The sequence below is a fragment of the Neolewinella sp. genome (assembly GCF_965214665.1).
GTDB lineage: Bacteria > Bacteroidota > Bacteroidia > Chitinophagales > Saprospiraceae > Neolewinella.
Window position 1 is genome coordinate 1,164,087 of sequence record NZ_OZ243970.1, and the last position, 16,002, is coordinate 1,180,088.

13 protein-coding genes are annotated in these 16,002 nt (G+C 58.9%); 10 read left to right on the forward strand and 3 right to left on the reverse strand.

Annotated elements, in window-relative coordinates; all coding sequences use genetic code 11:
• Nucleotides 1-34: 34 nt before the first annotated feature.
• Nucleotides 35-2,290 carry a penicillin-binding protein 1C gene (pbpC, locus tag ACOOHD_RS05205; RefSeq protein ID WP_420460513.1) on the forward strand — a complete coding sequence of 752 codons (2,256 nt, stop codon included), beginning with the start codon at nt 35-37 and terminating at the stop codon, nt 2,288-2,290.
• A 231-nt stretch (nt 2,291-2,521) separates the two neighbouring features.
• Here pbpC and ACOOHD_RS05210 read toward each other — a convergent pair whose 3' ends face one another.
• A complete protein-coding gene (locus tag ACOOHD_RS05210; RefSeq protein WP_420460514.1) occupies nt 2,522-3,286 on the reverse strand; it encodes an SUMF1/EgtB/PvdO family nonheme iron enzyme in 765 nt (254 codons plus the stop codon).
• A 39-nt stretch (nt 3,287-3,325) separates the two neighbouring features.
• Between ACOOHD_RS05210 and ACOOHD_RS05215 the strand changes: the two genes are divergently transcribed.
• The 6 genes from ACOOHD_RS05215 (at nt 3,326) to ACOOHD_RS05240 (ending at nt 11,542) form a co-directional block, all read left to right on the forward strand.
• On the forward strand, nt 3,326-4,303 hold the full coding sequence (locus ACOOHD_RS05215; RefSeq protein ID WP_420460515.1) for an agmatine deiminase family protein: 978 nt from the start codon (nt 3,326-3,328) through the stop codon (nt 4,301-4,303).
• An 11-nt stretch (nt 4,304-4,314) separates the two neighbouring features.
• A complete protein-coding gene (locus tag ACOOHD_RS05220; protein ID WP_420460516.1) occupies nt 4,315-5,304 on the forward strand; it encodes a N(4)-(beta-N-acetylglucosaminyl)-L-asparaginase in 990 nt (329 codons plus the stop codon).
• Nucleotides 5,297-6,040 carry a copper homeostasis protein CutC gene (locus tag ACOOHD_RS05225; RefSeq protein WP_420460517.1) on the forward strand — a complete coding sequence of 248 codons (744 nt, stop codon included), beginning with the start codon at nt 5,297-5,299 and terminating at the stop codon, nt 6,038-6,040. The genes ACOOHD_RS05220 and ACOOHD_RS05225 overlap by 8 nt, the downstream gene beginning before the upstream one ends.
• A gap of 197 nt (nt 6,041-6,237) precedes the next feature.
• Nucleotides 6,238-7,980, forward strand: coding sequence for a DUF4331 domain-containing protein (locus ACOOHD_RS05230; RefSeq protein ID WP_420460518.1), 1,743 nt, complete (start codon nt 6,238-6,240; stop codon nt 7,978-7,980).
• Nucleotides 7,981-8,058: 78 nt separating this feature from the next.
• A complete protein-coding gene (locus ACOOHD_RS05235) occupies nt 8,059-10,173 on the forward strand; it encodes a DUF4331 family protein (protein ID WP_420460519.1) in 2,115 nt (704 codons plus the stop codon).
• Between the two features lie 115 nt (nt 10,174-10,288).
• Nucleotides 10,289-11,542 carry a tetratricopeptide repeat protein gene (locus tag ACOOHD_RS05240; RefSeq protein ID WP_420460520.1) on the forward strand — a complete coding sequence of 418 codons (1,254 nt, stop codon included), beginning with the start codon at nt 10,289-10,291 and terminating at the stop codon, nt 11,540-11,542.
• Here the strand turns inward: ACOOHD_RS05240 and lysA are convergent.
• Together lysA and ACOOHD_RS05250 are read right to left on the reverse strand one after the other, a co-directional pair.
• The gene (gene lysA, locus ACOOHD_RS05245) at nt 11,535-12,806 is read right to left on the reverse strand and encodes a diaminopimelate decarboxylase (RefSeq protein WP_420460521.1); all 1,272 of its coding nucleotides are present in this window, start codon (nt 12,804-12,806) and stop codon (nt 11,535-11,537) included. The genes ACOOHD_RS05240 and lysA overlap by 8 nt on opposite strands.
• 36 nt (nt 12,807-12,842) lie before the next feature.
• Nucleotides 12,843-13,133: a TIGR03643 family protein gene (locus tag ACOOHD_RS05250; protein WP_420460522.1), complete on the reverse strand. Its 291-nt coding sequence runs from the start codon at nt 13,131-13,133 to the stop codon at nt 12,843-12,845.
• Nucleotides 13,134-13,228: 95 nt separating this feature from the next.
• Here ACOOHD_RS05250 and ACOOHD_RS05255 point away from each other — a divergent pair, with 95 nt between their 5' ends.
• From ACOOHD_RS05255 to ACOOHD_RS05265, 3 genes are read left to right on the forward strand one after another with little or no spacing between them, the layout of a single operon-like run.
• Nucleotides 13,229-13,558 (forward strand): hypothetical protein, encoded by a 330-nt coding sequence (locus ACOOHD_RS05255; protein WP_420460523.1) that lies wholly within the window; start codon nt 13,229-13,231, stop codon nt 13,556-13,558.
• 49 nt (nt 13,559-13,607) lie between these two features.
• Nucleotides 13,608-15,269: an LptF/LptG family permease gene (locus ACOOHD_RS05260; RefSeq protein ID WP_420460524.1), complete on the forward strand. Its 1,662-nt coding sequence runs from the start codon at nt 13,608-13,610 to the stop codon at nt 15,267-15,269.
• A 14-nt stretch (nt 15,270-15,283) separates the two neighbouring features.
• Nucleotides 15,284-16,000, forward strand: coding sequence for a phosphatase PAP2 family protein (locus ACOOHD_RS05265; RefSeq protein ID WP_420460525.1), 717 nt, complete (start codon nt 15,284-15,286; stop codon nt 15,998-16,000).
• Nucleotides 16,001-16,002: the final 2 nt, after the last annotated feature.

The window sequence follows — 16,002 nt, forward strand, 5'->3', positions numbered from 1 at the left end:
ATCCACACGGGGGCTAGGCGTAGGTCTGCTGCTGGTGTTAACCATTGGGTGGTGGAACTGCCTGCCGGACGATCTTTTCACGGCACCTCTAGCCACGGAGCTGCTGGACCGGCAGGGACAGTTACTGAGTGCCCACATCGCTAAAGATGGACAGTGGCGGATGCCGGCCGCCGACAGTATTCCACCAATTCTGGAGGCTGCGGTAGTTGCCTTTGAGGATCGTCGCTTCTACCACCACGGTGGCATCGATGCCAGATCGGTAGTCCGGGCGCTGGTGGACAACCTTGAGGCGGGGCGGGTGGTGAGTGGGGGCAGCACCCTGACCATGCAGGTGGCGCGTATGACACGGGGCGGCACCCATCGCAACCTGTGGCAAAAATTCATTGAGGCGGCTATCGCCCTACGGCTGGAAATGCGGTACTCCAAAGCCGAGCTGCTAAGCCTGTGGTTAAACAACGCGCCCTTTGGGGGTAATACGGTGGGGCTGACCGCGGCGAGCTACCGCTATTTCGGTCGCCCGCCGGCTACCCTCAGCGCAGCGGAGGCGGCAACCCTCGCGGTACTGCCGAACAGTCCGGCGCTGATCCACCCGGGGCGCAATCGGGACGCCCTACAGTCAAAACGAAATCGCCTACTTCATCAGCTAGCCACCGACGGTACGCTGACACCACGGGCCCTCGAACTGGCGCTACTGGAACCACTGCCGGGTGCTCCCCTCGCCCTACCCCGCGATGCTCCGCACTACCTGCAACGGCGCCTTGCGGAGGGGGCACGGGGACGCGTACCTACGACCTTAGACGCCCAGTTGCAGCGTGCCATAGCCGGGGTGATCGATCGCCACCACCGGCTGCTCCGCCAGAATCAAATTCACAATATGGCGGTGCTGATTACCGAAGTACGGAGCGGCGAAGTGGTCGCCTACCACGGCAATGTGCCGGACCTGAAGGCGGAGCATGCCCCGTCGGTAGACCTAATCACCGCGCCCCGTAGCCCCGGCAGTTTGCTCAAACCCTTTCTTTACAGCCTGGCGCTCGACGCCGGCGAGCTGCTACCGAAGCAGCTACTCCCGGACGTACCGACAAGCTTTCAAAACTTTCGGCCGGCGAACTTCACGCCCGAATTCGACGGGGCCGTGGCGGCCGATGAAGCCCTGGTGCGCTCGCTGAACATCCCCTTTGTGTACCTGCTCCGCGACTACGGGGTAGCGCGCTTTCACGACCGGCTGCAGCGGGCGGGCTTCGCGCATATGGGGCAGCCGGCCAGCCACTACGGGCTCTCGCTAATCCTCGGAGGGGCAGAGATCACCCTGGAGGAGATCCACCGCTGGTTTCTGGGCCTGGCCCAGCAGCAATCGATCTACCACACCCGGCGACAGGCTAACCTACCGACCGATGTTGCCGGGCTGGGTGCCGGGGCGGGGTTCACGGTGCTTGACGCACTGCGCGACCTACGGCGACCGGATGAATCGGGCGATTACCGCCGCTTTGAAAGTCACCGTCCGGTGGCCTGGAAGACCGGCACCAGTTTCGGCTTTCGCGATGCCTGGGCGGTGGGGGCCACGCCCGCCTACGTGGTCAGCGTGTGGGTAGGCAACGCCGACGGGGCGGGCCGACCGGGGCTCATCGGGGTGCAGGCGGCGGCTCCCGTGCTCTTTGACGTGTTTCGGTTGCTCGAGTCTTACGCCCCCGATGCTCCCTACTGGTTTACCCCGCCCGATGATGCGCTTAGGTCGGTACGCAGCTGTAGCGTCTCCGGGTACCTTGCCGGCGTGGACTGTCCGACGACTACCCAGCTGACGCCACGCGTACACGACCAGACCCTGCCCTGCCCCTTCCACCACCGCGTGCTGCTCACTAGCGACGGCGCGTACCGTACGACTAGGCAGTGCAGTCCGGACGGTGTACTGACTAATGTATTTACCCTACCCCCACTGCGCGCCCACTTTTACCGTCGGCGGCACGTAGAGTATCGCGATCTACCCGCCTGGCAGGCGGGGTGCAGCGGGCAGATCGGGCGGGATCGTGGCCTACAGTTCATTTACCCAGAGGGAAGCGGCGTGCTCAGCGCGGTGAAAAACTGGCGAGGCGAGCTCGAGCCGTTCTACTTCGCCGTATCGACTAGCGATCCGCGGGCCGAACTGTTCTGGCACCTCGACGGGCGGTACGTTCGCTCCACCACGGTGTACCATCAGTTGAGCCTACCACTAGAGCCAGGACTGCACGTATTGACCGTAACTGATGCTTCGGGAAGTAGCACGAAGCGCCGTTTTATGGTACGCGGAGGGGGTTGAACGTCACAATTTACCCGCATGCTACAGACAGACAGCAGCCTAAGAATCAAGCACTTAGCCTGCCGTCTACCCTTTTACCAACCCTTCGCACATACGGTAGGTGTCACAAATCTTCCAAAGCATCAACTCTTCAGTTGGTAGCTCCTCCACTTACCTTTGCGGGGCATGATCGACTTTAAGCTTTGTACGAGATGGCTCTCCTCCGGGAGGGCCATTTCTTTTAGTGCACGTTTAACCCGCTACGCAGCGAAAACCCAGGTGATTAAGCCCGCTGTCCTTGGCTGTATACTGCTTTTGCTGTAGGTTAAAGCCGGTGCAGTAACTAGTGCTACAGAGAAACGAGCCTCCTTTGATGACGTTTTCACCGGTGGCGGCCCGCTCGGTGGCCGTCCACTCCCATACGTTGCCCGCCATGTCGTAGAGCCCGTTATCGGCCGGCGAAAATTGCTTCACGGCGGCTACACCGGGAAAGCCATCACGGACCTCATCAGAGTACGGGAAGGGCCCCTGCCACCAGTTGCCCCGGTAGGTACCATCGGGCAGCATATCCTCCCCCCAGGGGTAATTATGGTAGCGGCCGCCCTGGGTAGCAGCCTGCATCCATTCGGCCTCGGTGGGCAGTCGCTTTCCGGCCCAGCGCGCGTACGCCTGGGCATCGCGCAGGCTCACCTGGGTGACGGGCTGGTCCGGAGCCGCCGCGGCGGCGGCGGGCCCCTGTGGATACCGCCAGTTGGCCCCCGTAACCGGCAACCAGGCCTGCTCTGCGGTAGAGAAGACCCCGGACCAGCCGAAGCTGTCGGCCTCGGTCGTGTAGCCCGTAGCGTTAATAAAAGCGCCGAACTCCGCGGTCGTCACTTCCGTGGCGTCCATCCAGAACCCTCCACTGGTTGCTTCTGGGATCCAGACCATGCCGGGGTCGGGGGCGGACTCAGGGGCTCCACAACCCAGCGTGGCACCGGCGAGCGCGCCCAGAACAAGAAGGATACGGTAGCACATAGACTGATTTGGGCGATATTGACCGCGTAATTTACGACGATGCGAGTATTCCCGGCCGAGTGGCACCCCCAGCAGTGCGTCCTGTTTTGCTTCCCGCGCCGGGGGGGAGACTGGGGCCCGGTCCTAAACGCCGCCGCCGAAGCCCTGCTCACGGCGGCTAATCTGGTACAGGAGGTCTGTCCGGTGCAAATGATCGTGCCCGATACCGACTTCTTTGGGCCTTACCGGGAGCGCTTCCAGGGTCAGGTGCTGGAACTGCCGGCTGACGATAGTTGGGTACGCGACTCCGGGCCCATCACCGTTTTTGAGGAGGGACCACTACTGCTAGACTTTACCTTCAATGGCTGGGGCGGCAAATTCGATGCAAGCCGGGATAACGCCCTGCCCCGCGCCCTGCACCAGTTACTTTACCCCACGGTGGGCTACCAGCGGGTGCCGGAGATACTCGAGGGAGGAAGCGTAGAAAGCGACGGAAGGGGCACGCTACTTACTACTACGCGCTGCCTACTGAGCGCGGGCCGCAATGACTTCGCCGATAAAGCCGCCGCCGAAAACCTGTTGCGGTCGACGCTTGGTGTCAAACGCGTCATTTGGCTCGACCACGGGGAGCTCATCGGCGACGACACCGACGCCCACATCGACACGGTAGCCCGCTTCCTGACGGCGGATACGATCGCTTACGTAGGCCCGCCGTCGCCGGATGATCCACAGCACGACGAGTTCGTGAAGCTGCGCGAGGAACTCCGGGAGAAGGGCCGCGACTACCGACTGCTGGAGCTGCCCTGGACCGGTACCCTGTACAGCGAGGTGGATGGCCACCAGCTTCCGGCTTCCTACGCTAATTTTCTGATCAGCAACGGAACACTCTTCCTACCCACCTACGGGGTGGCGGCCGATGAGCTGGCCCTGCGGGCACTCGGGGGCCAGGGCTACCGAATAGTACCGGTGCCCTCCCGGCCCTTCATCGAGCAGCACGGGGGGCTGCACTGTTTAACCATGCAAATCCCCCGCTGGTAAACTCCCCGCCCATGCCCTACCCTAACCGTCGTGATTTCCTCCGCCAGGCACCCCTATTTGGGGTGGCCGGTTTAGCGGCGGGTTGCGCTACCGCATCCGACCCCGAACCGGTAGCGGTACGCCCGGTAGTAGTAAGTACCTGGCAACACGGGCAGGCAGCCAATGCGGCGGCCTGGGAGGTGCTGACCTCCGGTGGCAGCGCGCTCGATGCAGCCGAGGCCGGCGTCCGCATCACGGAGGCCGATCCGGCGGTACGTACCGTGGGACTGGGGGGTCGACCGGACCGTGACGGCGTGGTCACCCTAGACGCCGCCCTCATGGATGGCAGCGGCCGTTGCGGCAGCGTAGCGGCCCTGGAAGGTTTTGTGCACCCCATCTCCGTGGCCCGACGGGTCATGGAGGTCACCCCCCACGTGATGCTGGTGGGAAATGGTGCCCGTGACTTTGCCCTGGCCGAGGGCTTCACCCCTACCGAGCTTCTGTTGCCGGAGACGCGCCGGGAGTACCAAGTGTGGCTACGCGACAACCCCGGCTACCGCCCCCCCATCAACGTCGAAAATCACGACACCATCGGTCTGCTTACGCTTGACCGGCAGGGTGGCCTGGCCGCGGCCTGCACCACCAGCGGGGCGGCCTACAAGTACCACGGTCGAGTGGGTGACTCACCCCTCATCGGGGCGGGCCTCTACGTAGACGGTGAGGTGGGCGCGGCTACGGCGACCGGTTGGGGGGAGGCGGTGATCCGGGCCTGCGGCTCCTTCCTGGTGGTGGAGCTGATGCGACAGGGCCATATTCCCGAGGAAGCGTGTCGGCTGGCGGTCGAGCGGGTGATCGCCAAAAACCACGATTACCGCGAGATTCAGGTAGGCTTTATTGGCCTGGACCGCTACGGGCGCAGTGGGGGATACTGTATTCAGGATGGCTTCGACTACGCCGTGTATTCACCAAGCCAGGCCAACGAAATGGTCGTCCCACCGAGTAAACTAGGCCAGCATGAGTGAGGTCACCTTCGAGGTCTGCCTGGAGGGCATCGACGACGTTTACGCCGCAAAGGCGGGCGGCGCGCAGCGGGTGGAGCTCTGCGCGGCGCTGGTCGAAGGGGGCATCACGCCGAGTCATGCTACGATTGCCGCCGCTGCGCGAGTGGACATTGACGTGATGGTGATGATCCGGCCCCGCAGCGGCGATTTTGACTACACGGCACGGGAACTTGAGGTGATGGAGGCTGACGTTTGCTACTGTCGCAGCGTGGGCGTGGCCGGCGTGGTTTTTGGCATACTCGACCCGCAGGGTCAGGTGGCGGGGCCGCAGGTGCAACGCCTGGTGGAAGCAGCCGGCCCGCTGTCGATCACCTTTCACCGCGCTTTTGACGTATGTCGTGACCCCTTTGCGGCGCTGGACCGGCTGCGGGACCTTGGCGTTCACCGGGTGCTTACTTCAGGACAGGCGGCGACAGTACCGCAGGGACTGGAACTAATCCGTCGCCTGGTGGCGGCAGCCGGAGACGGGATTGGCATACTACCGGGCTGCGGGATTACCCCGGAGAACGTAGCCGAGGTGCTTACCTACACCGGGGCACGGGAGTTTCACGCAACGGCCTTCTCGCCGCTCGACAGCCGCATGGTGCACCGGAATGCGGAGGTGTACATGGGAGTGCCTGGTCTGCCGGAGTACCAAAGACAACTTACTACCTCCGAGCGGGTGGAAAACTTTTTGCGGGCGGTAAAAGTGGGTTGAAGGGAAGAATTGGAGTGACTACGGTTATCTATCGGGGGATCATTTGTAAAGCCCTGAGCCTTAGACCCCACAATACACTTCCGTGAATTATCTTTCGGGTGAACAAAACTAAGGTGCCTTCGCTACACGTAGGTACATTAGAGCGGGCTACGGCCCGTCCGAACCAATTAATCAACCATCTTCCACACACAGCTTTTATGATCAAGCTCTACTTCCGCTGTCTGGGTTGTTTTGCGTTGATCGTCTGCTTAGGGCAAACTGCCCAGGCCTCTTCCCACCGGGAAGCGCCCCTAATTGCCGACGATCCCCTCGCTGACAACACCGACGTTTACGCCTTCGTCTCACCCGACGATACCTCTACCGTTACCCTCATCGCCAACTACATTCCCATGCAGTTGCCGCAGGGAGGTCCTAACTATTACACCTTCGGAGAGGACATTCGTTACGAGATCCACGTCGACAACGACGCCTCCGCACCGGGTGACGAAATCACCTACCGCTTCACCTTTACGCGTACTAACGAGGACCCCACGACCTTCTTTAATATCCGTTTGGGTGCTGAGAACATCAAGGCCACCTACACCCTGGAACGGAGTATGGATGGCATGATGACCTTCGATACGATCGTGACCAACGGTATGGTACCTCCTTACAACATCGGCCCCCGTTCGATTGAAAGTGAGGTGGGACTCGACACGATGTACGAGGACCTCTGGGAAAATAGTATTATGGAAGCCTCCACGGGCGAGATGGTATTTGCCGGCCCTGCCGACGATCCCTTCTTCGTCGACCTGGGTGGCGTCTTCGACCTTGGCGATTCTCCGCGTCAGGGCGAAAACGATCCCAGCCGTGACGGACTTGCGCAATTTAACGTACACACCTTAGCCATCAAGGTACCCAAAGCTACCCTACTGAAGGCAGGTGCTGCCAGTACCCCGGCTAACATTCTCGACGGCGACTACGTCATCGGCGTATGGGCCTCGGCTAGCCGTCCGGCTATGCGTACTATTGAAAGTGCCGACTCTATCATGGACAGCGGCAACTACGTGCAGGTCTCGCGCCTGGGTATGCCACTAACCAACGAGGTAGTCATCCCCATCGGCATGAAGGATTACTGGAACGCCATCACCCCCTACCAGGAGCTGGCCGATACAGTACTGGATAAGTACTTCTACAACCCTGAGCTGGCATTGTATATGGATACGGCCTTTTTTGCTGCCGCAGTTCCTGCCTTCGACCCCCTTCGTATTCAGATGAGCAGTCTCGGTTCTTTTGACTTCACCAATGGCGCCGATGGCCTCAACGGTTTGACAGATTCGATGAAGATGGGAACGGTGTTTGCCGATGAGACCTTCGGACCCATCCTGCTGCCTGGCCCCGGGAAACCCCGCTCGGTAGACCTCTGGCCCATCTTCCACACCGGTGTACCCAACCTACCCCCTTACCAGCTAGCTACCGGTAAAGCCGGAAACCCCCTCGCGGCCGGTAAGCCCTTCATCAATAACTTCCTGCCCAACGGCGGTGATATGCTCCGCCTTAATATGGCCGTGCCTCCCACGCCGCGCAATTCCGACGCGTTTGATTCGCGTGGACTTGTATGGGCAGCCGTTCTGGGTCTAACTGACCCGGCCTTCACCGGTGGTGGCGACAGTCTACAGATGATTCCCAACATGGACGGCTTCCCCAACGGACGCCGCCTGGAGGACGACGTGACTCGTATCGAGCTTCAGGCCGTCTCGGGCGTTGTACTGGCCGCCATTGGCCTGTGGTACGATGATTACGATCCGGACATGGACGATAGCCCCGTAACGGAGCAACTGCTGGGTGTACTCAACTACACCACTGAGGTAGAGGAGAACGACCGCGAATTCCGCAGCACCTTCCCCTACGTGGCTCTGCCCTGGCGTGGCACCGAGGTTAATCATACCAACTTCGAGTAGGCTTCCGGACTACCTCCGTTCAACTAACTTAAAAGACCGCCCCGGCCGGTACCGGCCGGGGCTCACCACAAATAAATTATGCAACTAATTCAACCCACTAAATGCGCGCTGTTGCTCCTGCTCGGAGTAATGATGGGTACGGGGCTACTGGCCTCCTCCCACCGGGAAGCGCCCCTCATCGCCGACGATCCGCTGGCGGATAACGTCGACGTATACGCTTTCCGGACACCCGGTATGGAGGATATGGTCACCTTGATCGCTACCTACATCCCCATGCAACTTCCCCACGGTGGCCCCAACTGGTACCACTTCGGAGAGGATATCCGCTACGAGATTCACGTCGATAACGACGCTACCACGAAGGGTGACGATCTAATTTTCCGCTTCACGTTCAAGCGAGAAAACGAGGACCCATCGACGTTCTTCAACATCCGCCTGGGTAAACAGAATCTGAAGACGACCTATATTCTCGAAATGATCGATAGAAGTCACAACAGTACGCGTCTCATCACTGACGGTGTAGTGCCCGCACCGAACATCGGTCCCCGCTCGATCGAGTCAGAAGTCGGATTAGGTCGCGACAGTTACGAAAGCTACTCTAATAGCACCGTCGATACCCTGGACAATGGCATGATGGTATTCGCCGGACCCGTAGACGACCCTTTCTTCGTCGACCTCGGTGGCATCTTCGATCTTGGTAATGCTCCCCGCCAGGACGGCGACCCCATCGACGGACTCGCCTGCTTCAACACCAACGCGCTGGTGCTTAACATACCTATGAACATGCTTCATAAGGGGAATAACCTAGATAACGAAGACGACGATGATGATATCGATGCGCCCACCAGTATCTTAGATGGTGACTATGTCATCGGTGTATGGGCTTCGGCTAGCCGGCCCCGGGTGCGGGTTATGCAGGATGTTAACATCAATAAGGCCAACGATATGGTCGGCTACCAGGTGACGGACAACGAGTATGTAATGGTAAGCCGCCTGGGTATGCCACTGACCAACGAGGCGATCATTCCAGTAGGAATGAAAGACTACTGGAACTCCCTAATGCCCTACGACGAGCTTGAGGATACCATTCTGGACCAGTACTTCTATAATCCCGAATTGGCACTGTATATGGACGACAGTCTCTTCGGAGGTGCCGTGCCGGCCTTCGCGCCGCTGCGTATTCAGGAAAACAGCCTGGGTATGTTCGATTTCACCAACGGTGCCGATGGTCTATTCGGCCTCAAAGGAGCCGACGCACTCGACAGCACCGCGCTCAGCGAGGACGCCTTCGGTGCCCTGCTACTGCCTGGCGCTGGCAAGCCTCGCTCCGTTGACCTCTGGCCTATCTTCCATACTGGCGTACCTAACATGCGCCCTTACCAGCTCGCAACGGGCAAGGGTGGTGACCCCCTGGCCGCCGGTCAGCCATTCATCAATAACTTCCTACCCAACGGTGGTGACATGCTTCGGCTCAATATGGCCGTTCCTGCTACCCCACGCGACAGTAGCTCGTTCAGTAGCCTCGGTCTAATCCAAGCGGCCGTGCTCGGACTTACCGATAGCACCTATATGGGTGGTACCGCCGATAGCATCGTGTTCATACCTAACATGGATGGTTTCCCCAACGGACGCCGCTTAGAGGATGACGTGACGCGTATCGAGCTCCAGGCCGTTTCCGGTGTAGTACTTGCCGCCATCGGTCTCTGGTACGATGATTACAATCCTGACTCCACCGCTAGCCCGGTAACCGACGACCTAATGGGCGTACTCGGATACACCACCGGAATCGAGGAGAACGACAAGGAATTCCGCGACACCTTCCCCTACCTGGCCCTACCCCATAGTGCCAAGGGTGAGTGTAGCGGTGCGATCCGTCCGAACGCCGTGGATGACTTCTTCACTACTGACGGACTAGGCATCGACGCTCCCCGCGTAGTGGGTATCAACTTCCCCAACCCCTTCCAGAATCAGACTACGATTAAGCTGCGGGTTCGTGAAGCTACGGCAGTGAACATCGACCTCTACGACGTCAACGGTCGCCGCCTGAGCAACCTGGTGCGCCGTCCCTTCCAGGCCGGAGAGCATCTGATTCCCGTACAGGTGACTAGCCTGCCCCAGGGTATTTACTTCGCTGTCGTGAGCAACGGCTCGGGTGAGGTCATGCAGACCCTGCGAATGGTAAAGTCTTATTAATCCGAAAGTCGTCAATTTGACGATCAGACTAAGCGTGGTACTTCGAAGTTCGGGGTACCACGCTTTTCGTTTAGCTTTATGATATCACGCGCTGCGTGAGCCAATCCTAACCCTTATGCGTACCATATTATCTACCTCGCTATTCCTAGCCCTTTTCTTTTTCATGTTCTCCTGTGGCGAGTCGGAGGCAACATCCGGCGCTGCCAGCGAGTCCGGCGTCCATGAAGTAGACATTCCCGAGTTGCTGAAGCGCCCGGAAGCACTGCAAAACACCGCCGAGTGGGACAACACCCAGAGCGGATACATGCAGATGAGCAGTGCCCTGCGCCTGGAGGACCCAAAAGCCATCGAGCCGCGGATCACCCTGGCCAAAATATTTATCAACGAGGCGCGGGTGACCGGTGAGCACGGCCACTACTACCCCGCCGCCCTCAAGATGCTCAACGAAGCCCTCGAACTCAACCACGCCGGGGCGCGTAACCCTAACCTTGAATTCGATGCCCTGGCTGCTAAAGCAGGAGTGGAACTATCCCAGCACGACTTCCAAGATGCCCTGGCTACCGCTAAGTCCGCAGTCAGCATAAACCCCTATAATGCCCAGGTCTACGGTGCCGTAGTAGATGCCAACGTAGAGCTCGGCAACTACCAAGAAGCCATCGCCGCGGCGGATAAAATGAACGAAATCCGCCCCGATCTGCGCTCCTACAGCCGGGTCTCCTACCTGCGTGAAATACACGGGGACGTTGACGGTGCCATCGAAGCCATGAAACGCGCCGTCAACGCCGGTGCCCCCGGATACGAATCCACCGCGTGGGCCCGCCTCACGCTTGGTGAGCTCTATCGGCGCTACGGCCAGCCCGAGCAGGCGGCTGCCCAGTACGAAACCATCCTACAGGAACGGCCCAACTACCCCTTCGCAATTGCCGCCCAGGCCGAACTAGCCATGGACCGTAAGGACTACGATGAGGCCGAGCGCCTGCTCAACGAAGCCAAAGCCATCATCCCGGAAGTAGGTTATTACGTCGATCTTGCCGAGCTCTATACGCTGCAGGGCCGTGACGAGGAGGCCACCGCAATCGAAAAAGAGATTATGGTCATGCTACAGGACGACGTCGACAGTGGTCACAACATGGATATGGAGTACGCCACGCTCTACCGCGACCAGTACGCCGATTACGACAAGGCCCTGGAGTACATGCTCAAAGAGTACCGGGTACGTCCCGACAACATCGATGTCAACCGCATGCTAGCCAGCATCTACGTCAAGCGCGGTAACATGGATAAGGCCAAGGAACACCTGGAAAAAGCCAAGGCTACCGAATCTAAACACCCCGAATTAGAGGAGCTCGAAGCAGCGCTGGCTAAGTAAGGGATACCAGACGTTCCGATGCGTTGTCGATTAGGGCAGGCAAGTCCATCTGGGTACCTAAGAGGTCCTTCATAGTCTCACGGCGGCGGATGAGGTGCGCCTTCCCATCGAGGATCATCACCTCGGCAGGGCGGTAGCGGCTATTGTAATTGCTAGCCATCATGTAGCAGTAGGCACCGGCATTGGCCATAGCGAGGATGTCTCCCTCACGCACCTCAGCGAGCTGCCGGTTGACACCGAAGGTGTCGGTCTCGCAGATGTAGCCGACTACGGTGTAGATACGTGGTTTGCCCGTCGGATTGCTTATATTAGTGATGTGGTGGTAGGCATCATAGAACATGGGGCGGATGAAGTGATTGAGCCCGCTGTCTACTCCGGCAAATACCGTGGCCGGGGTAGTCTTCACCACGTTCGTGCGGACCAGGAAGGTACCGGCCTCGCTGACCAGAAATTTTCCGGGCTCGAACATCAATTCGAGTTTGCGTCCGTAGTTGGTACAGAACTCGTTGAAGCGCACCGTCAGCCGCTCGCCCAGGTCCTCGATGTCGGTAGCGATACCCCCTTCTTTGTACGGCACCTTGAAGCCGGAACCGAAGTCGATGTAATCAAGGTCGGGAAAGTCTACGGCCGCCCGGAGCAAAATCTCAACCCCCTGCAGAAAGACCTGGGCATCCAAAATGTCGGAGCCGGTGTGCATATGTAGTCCCTCGACCCTGAGGTCAAGTGCCCCGACTACTTTGAGTATGTGGGGCACCTGGTGGATGCTGATGCCGAATTTAGAATCAATATGCCCAACGCTGATCTTGCTATTGCCCCCGGCCATGATGTGGGGGTTGATGCGGATGCAGACCGGCACCCCGCGGTGCTGATCGCCGAACTGCTCCAGAATGGAGATGTTGTCGATGTTCATACGCACCCCCTTCGTGACGGCTTCATTGACCTCATCGAGCCCCACGCAGTTAGGTGTGAAGAGGATATCGTGTGGGTCGAAGCCGGCCATGAGCCCTAACTCTACCTCCTGCATGGATACAGTATCTAGGCCGCTGCCAAGCTGGCGAAAAAGTCGGAGGACGTTAAGATTGGTCAGGGCCTTGCAGGCGTAGTTGATGCGTAGGCGTTCTACTCCGGCAAAGGCGGCGCAAATGCGCTCGTACTGCTGCTGCATACGCGCGGCGTCGTAAACATACACGGGGGCACCGAAGCGTTCCACAACATCCAGTACATCAACGCCACCGACATGGTAGCGGCCATTGACAAATTCCATAAGGGGGATAGTTATACGCCTAAAGGTAAGGCCGGCCTAGCGCTTGGAAATCTTGTTGTGGGTAATGATGCGTTGGCGGTCCGCCCTGAAGCGCCCGACCGTATTACCCCGCAGCTTCCGGTGCTTGGTCTTACGGCCCTGTACGCGGGCGCGCCAGACCTTCCAACTACGCAGTTTGAGCTGATCGCGCATCAGGCGGATGACCTCGGCTTCCGATAGTCCAAACTGAAAAGTGATGGCGTCAAATGGGGTGCGGTCCTCCCAGGCCATGCCGATGATACGATCTATATCGCGCGGGATGAGGTGGTACTGTTCAATCAAATTCATAACCGGTGGGGTACGTTTACGAGCAGCGACGCACCTGCGGCCCCGCCCGGAATGAACAAGGGATGCGGGCAAGCGGGTTTAGAAGATAAAACGATATGTCGATCTATTTACAAGCGGATGGGCTCTGGGATGATCTGTACTGGTTCATCGGCGCTCTGGTGGTGCTGCTCGTGGTATTTTACCTGACGCGTAAGGCGCAGAACACCCAGCGGTCTAAGCACCTGCGCTCCAGCGACCCATACCATAACGTAGTCAACGATACGAGCTATAACATCAACGAGGATACCCTGGGCGACGATGAGGGTCGCGAAGAACTGACTGCTCAGGAGGCCCGCCAGGAGACCGAAAACCTGAAGGATAATGGCCACATCCCCAGTGACGAAGAGTTTTATCGTTTGCAGAAGGACATGAAGAAGAAGGACTAGGCCGGGGACGGGCAACAATGGGCGTGGCGGGGGCGTCTTCAGGGCTGGGATGAAACAGCTGGATAAACTATTGCTGCGGTCCTTTGTAGGCCCCTTTATCGTGACCTTTGGCATCGCACTCTTCGTGCTGCTGATGCAAATCCTGTGGCTGTACCTGGACGATATTGCCGGGAAGGGGCTGAGCTTCTTTCTAATAATGGAATTGCTGGCCTATAAGTGTGTAGGCTTAGTACCCCTGGCGCTGCCGCTGGCCCTGCTGATCTCCTCGGTCATGGTACTCGGTAACCTGGCTGAGCACTACGAACTATCAAGCTTTAAGTCCGCGGGCGTAAGTCTACTGCGCGTGATGCGACCCCTGATCGTGATCGGTGCGATCAGTGCGGGTGTATCGTACGCCTGTTCGGACTACGTAATCCCGGCGGCGAACTTACAGTTCGGCTCGCGGATGTACGACATTCAGCAGAAGAAGCCCACGCTGAATATGGAGCCGGGGGTGTTCAACGAGGACTTTAGCCAGTTCACGATCCGGCTCGGGGGGCGTGACGACAATGGGCGTGACATTGACGATGTACTCATCTACGACCAGACCAAGGCGAATCTCGGGGAGCTCAGCGAGATCATGGCCGACCGGGGGGAGATGTTCTCTGCCGCCGACGGCAAGTTCTTCGTGATGCGGCTTTACGATGGCCACCAGTACGTGGAGCAGCGGCCCGGTGGTGCCGGTGGTAGTAGCACCCCCTTCATGCGCACCAACTTTGCAAGCTATACCAAGATATTCGACCTTAGCGAATTCGAGTTGGAGCGACACGCCTCCTCGCTCTTTAGCACCAACCGAAGCATGCTTTCTACCTGGCAGTTGCAACAAGGGGTGGACTCGATCGGCCAAGACATCGCCATCCGTAAGCAGGGCTTGAGCAACCACCTGGTGGCCTACCTCCCGGAGTTACCGCGCGATACTGCGGTGCTTCGTGCCCCCGTACCCATCGAACCGGATAAAATGGCCCAGCCCCGCTACCTGGAGCTGGAGAACGACTCGGTGGCCGAGCTAGGCACCCTAGCCGAATCGCTTGATACCACGGCTACCGACACGCTGATTATACCGGTGGGTCAGCCGACTAAGAATGCAATCAGCGAAAAACTCATCGCCAAGGCCCTTGATCATGAGCTGGTGGAGCGAAGCACCCCCTGGCCAGGGCTGGAGGCACTGGTGGATAGCTTACCCAAAGAAGAGCGCAGTCGGGTATACAACCGTGCCCGCTCGTCTCTACGCTCGGTGGCCGGGCAGGCAGAGTCGGCCATTCGCCTGCTGCCGGGTATCGAGGAGTCACGGGTGAAGCACGTATACGATATGCACATGAAGTACAGCATGGCGGTGGTGTGCATCATCTTCGTGTTCATCGGTGCGCCAATGGGGGCCATCGTGCGTAAGGGCGGCTTCGGGTACCCTATACTGGTGAGCATCATCTTCTTTGTCATCTTCATCATTCTCACCATTTTCTGCCGTAAATTGGCGGAAAGCTTCGTGGTCAATGGGGTGTTTGCCGGTTGGTTGCCCTGTGTGATCTTGTTTCCGGTGAGCCTGTGGATCACGGTAAGCGCCATGAACGACGCCAAGCTGGTTAGCACTGAGAAGATCAGTAGTGCGCTACGGCGGGCGCGCGACAGTAAGCAGGTGGCCGCCCTTCGACGGGCGGTACGCAGGGGCAAATAGTCTACCTTCGCCGCATGCCGTTCGTCCGCCGTCACTACGTTCCACCCAGTCTTCGTTTTCGGACCTTTCTGCGTGCTAACCGCTTTTTTCTCATTGGTGTGCTGCTGCTCCTGGCGGGCTTCCTCTACCTTCTGTTTACCAATCAGCAGGGGGACGAGCTCATCGCCATCAACGCGCTGCGTACCGACCGGCTCGACACCTTTTTTATTTCCGCCACCCGGCTTGGGGAGCCCATCGCGTACGTGGTGGTGCTCTTGGTGGCCGTAACCTTCCGGCTCCGCACGGCCCTGTTTGCGGCCCTTACCGGGATCACGGTAGCGATAGTGGCCGGTCTACTTAAGCTCTATTTTGCCGAAGCACGGCCCATGCGTTACTTTTTCGACAATTTTGAAGACACTTGGCATAGCCTGAACCTATTCGATGAGAATATGCGCAACTGGGGCTATTCCAGCTTTCCCAGTGGTCACACCGCCTCGGCTTTTGCACTGTATAGCTTTGTGTGCTTCAATGTGCACCGTCCTAAGATCGCGATCAGTATCGCTTGTTTCTTGCTGGCCCTCACGGTGGGCTGTAGCCGTATGTATTTGCTGTATCATTTTTTGCGGGACGTTACAGCCGGCGCATTTTTAGGACTACTCGTTGCCATCGTCATGTTCTTTTTGCAGTGGAAGTTGTTTCCTGACAGTGCCCGGCTCGACGACGGCATCTGGTGGGAACGACATAAACCTTAGCT

Excerpts from the sequence above, each read along its gene's own strand:
- ACOOHD_RS05250 (WP_420460522.1), bottom strand. The coding sequence starts at position 13,133 with ATGAATTTGATTGAACAGTACCACCTCATCCCGCGCGATATAGATCGT.
- ACOOHD_RS05240 (WP_420460520.1), top strand. The coding sequence starts at position 10,289 with ATGCGTACCATATTATCTACCTCGCTATTCCTAGCCCTTTTCTTTTTC.
- ACOOHD_RS05225 (WP_420460517.1), top strand. The coding sequence starts at position 5,297 with ATGAGTGAGGTCACCTTCGAGGTCTGCCTGGAGGGCATCGACGACGTT.
- ACOOHD_RS05220 (WP_420460516.1), top strand. The coding sequence starts at position 4,315 with ATGCCCTACCCTAACCGTCGTGATTTCCTCCGCCAGGCACCCCTATTT.
- ACOOHD_RS05230 (WP_420460518.1), top strand. The coding sequence starts at position 6,238 with ATGATCAAGCTCTACTTCCGCTGTCTGGGTTGTTTTGCGTTGATCGTC.
- lysA (WP_420460521.1), bottom strand. The coding sequence starts at position 12,806 with ATGGAATTTGTCAATGGCCGCTACCATGTCGGTGGCGTTGATGTACTG.
- ACOOHD_RS05255 (WP_420460523.1), top strand. The coding sequence starts at position 13,229 with ATGTCGATCTATTTACAAGCGGATGGGCTCTGGGATGATCTGTACTGG.
- ACOOHD_RS05265 (WP_420460525.1), top strand. The coding sequence starts at position 15,284 with ATGCCGTTCGTCCGCCGTCACTACGTTCCACCCAGTCTTCGTTTTCGG.
- ACOOHD_RS05235 (WP_420460519.1), top strand. The coding sequence starts at position 8,059 with ATGCAACTAATTCAACCCACTAAATGCGCGCTGTTGCTCCTGCTCGGA.
- ACOOHD_RS05210 (WP_420460514.1), bottom strand. The coding sequence starts at position 3,286 with ATGTGCTACCGTATCCTTCTTGTTCTGGGCGCGCTCGCCGGTGCCACG.
- ACOOHD_RS05260 (WP_420460524.1), top strand. The coding sequence starts at position 13,608 with ATGAAACAGCTGGATAAACTATTGCTGCGGTCCTTTGTAGGCCCCTTT.
- ACOOHD_RS05215 (WP_420460515.1), top strand. The coding sequence starts at position 3,326 with ATGCGAGTATTCCCGGCCGAGTGGCACCCCCAGCAGTGCGTCCTGTTT.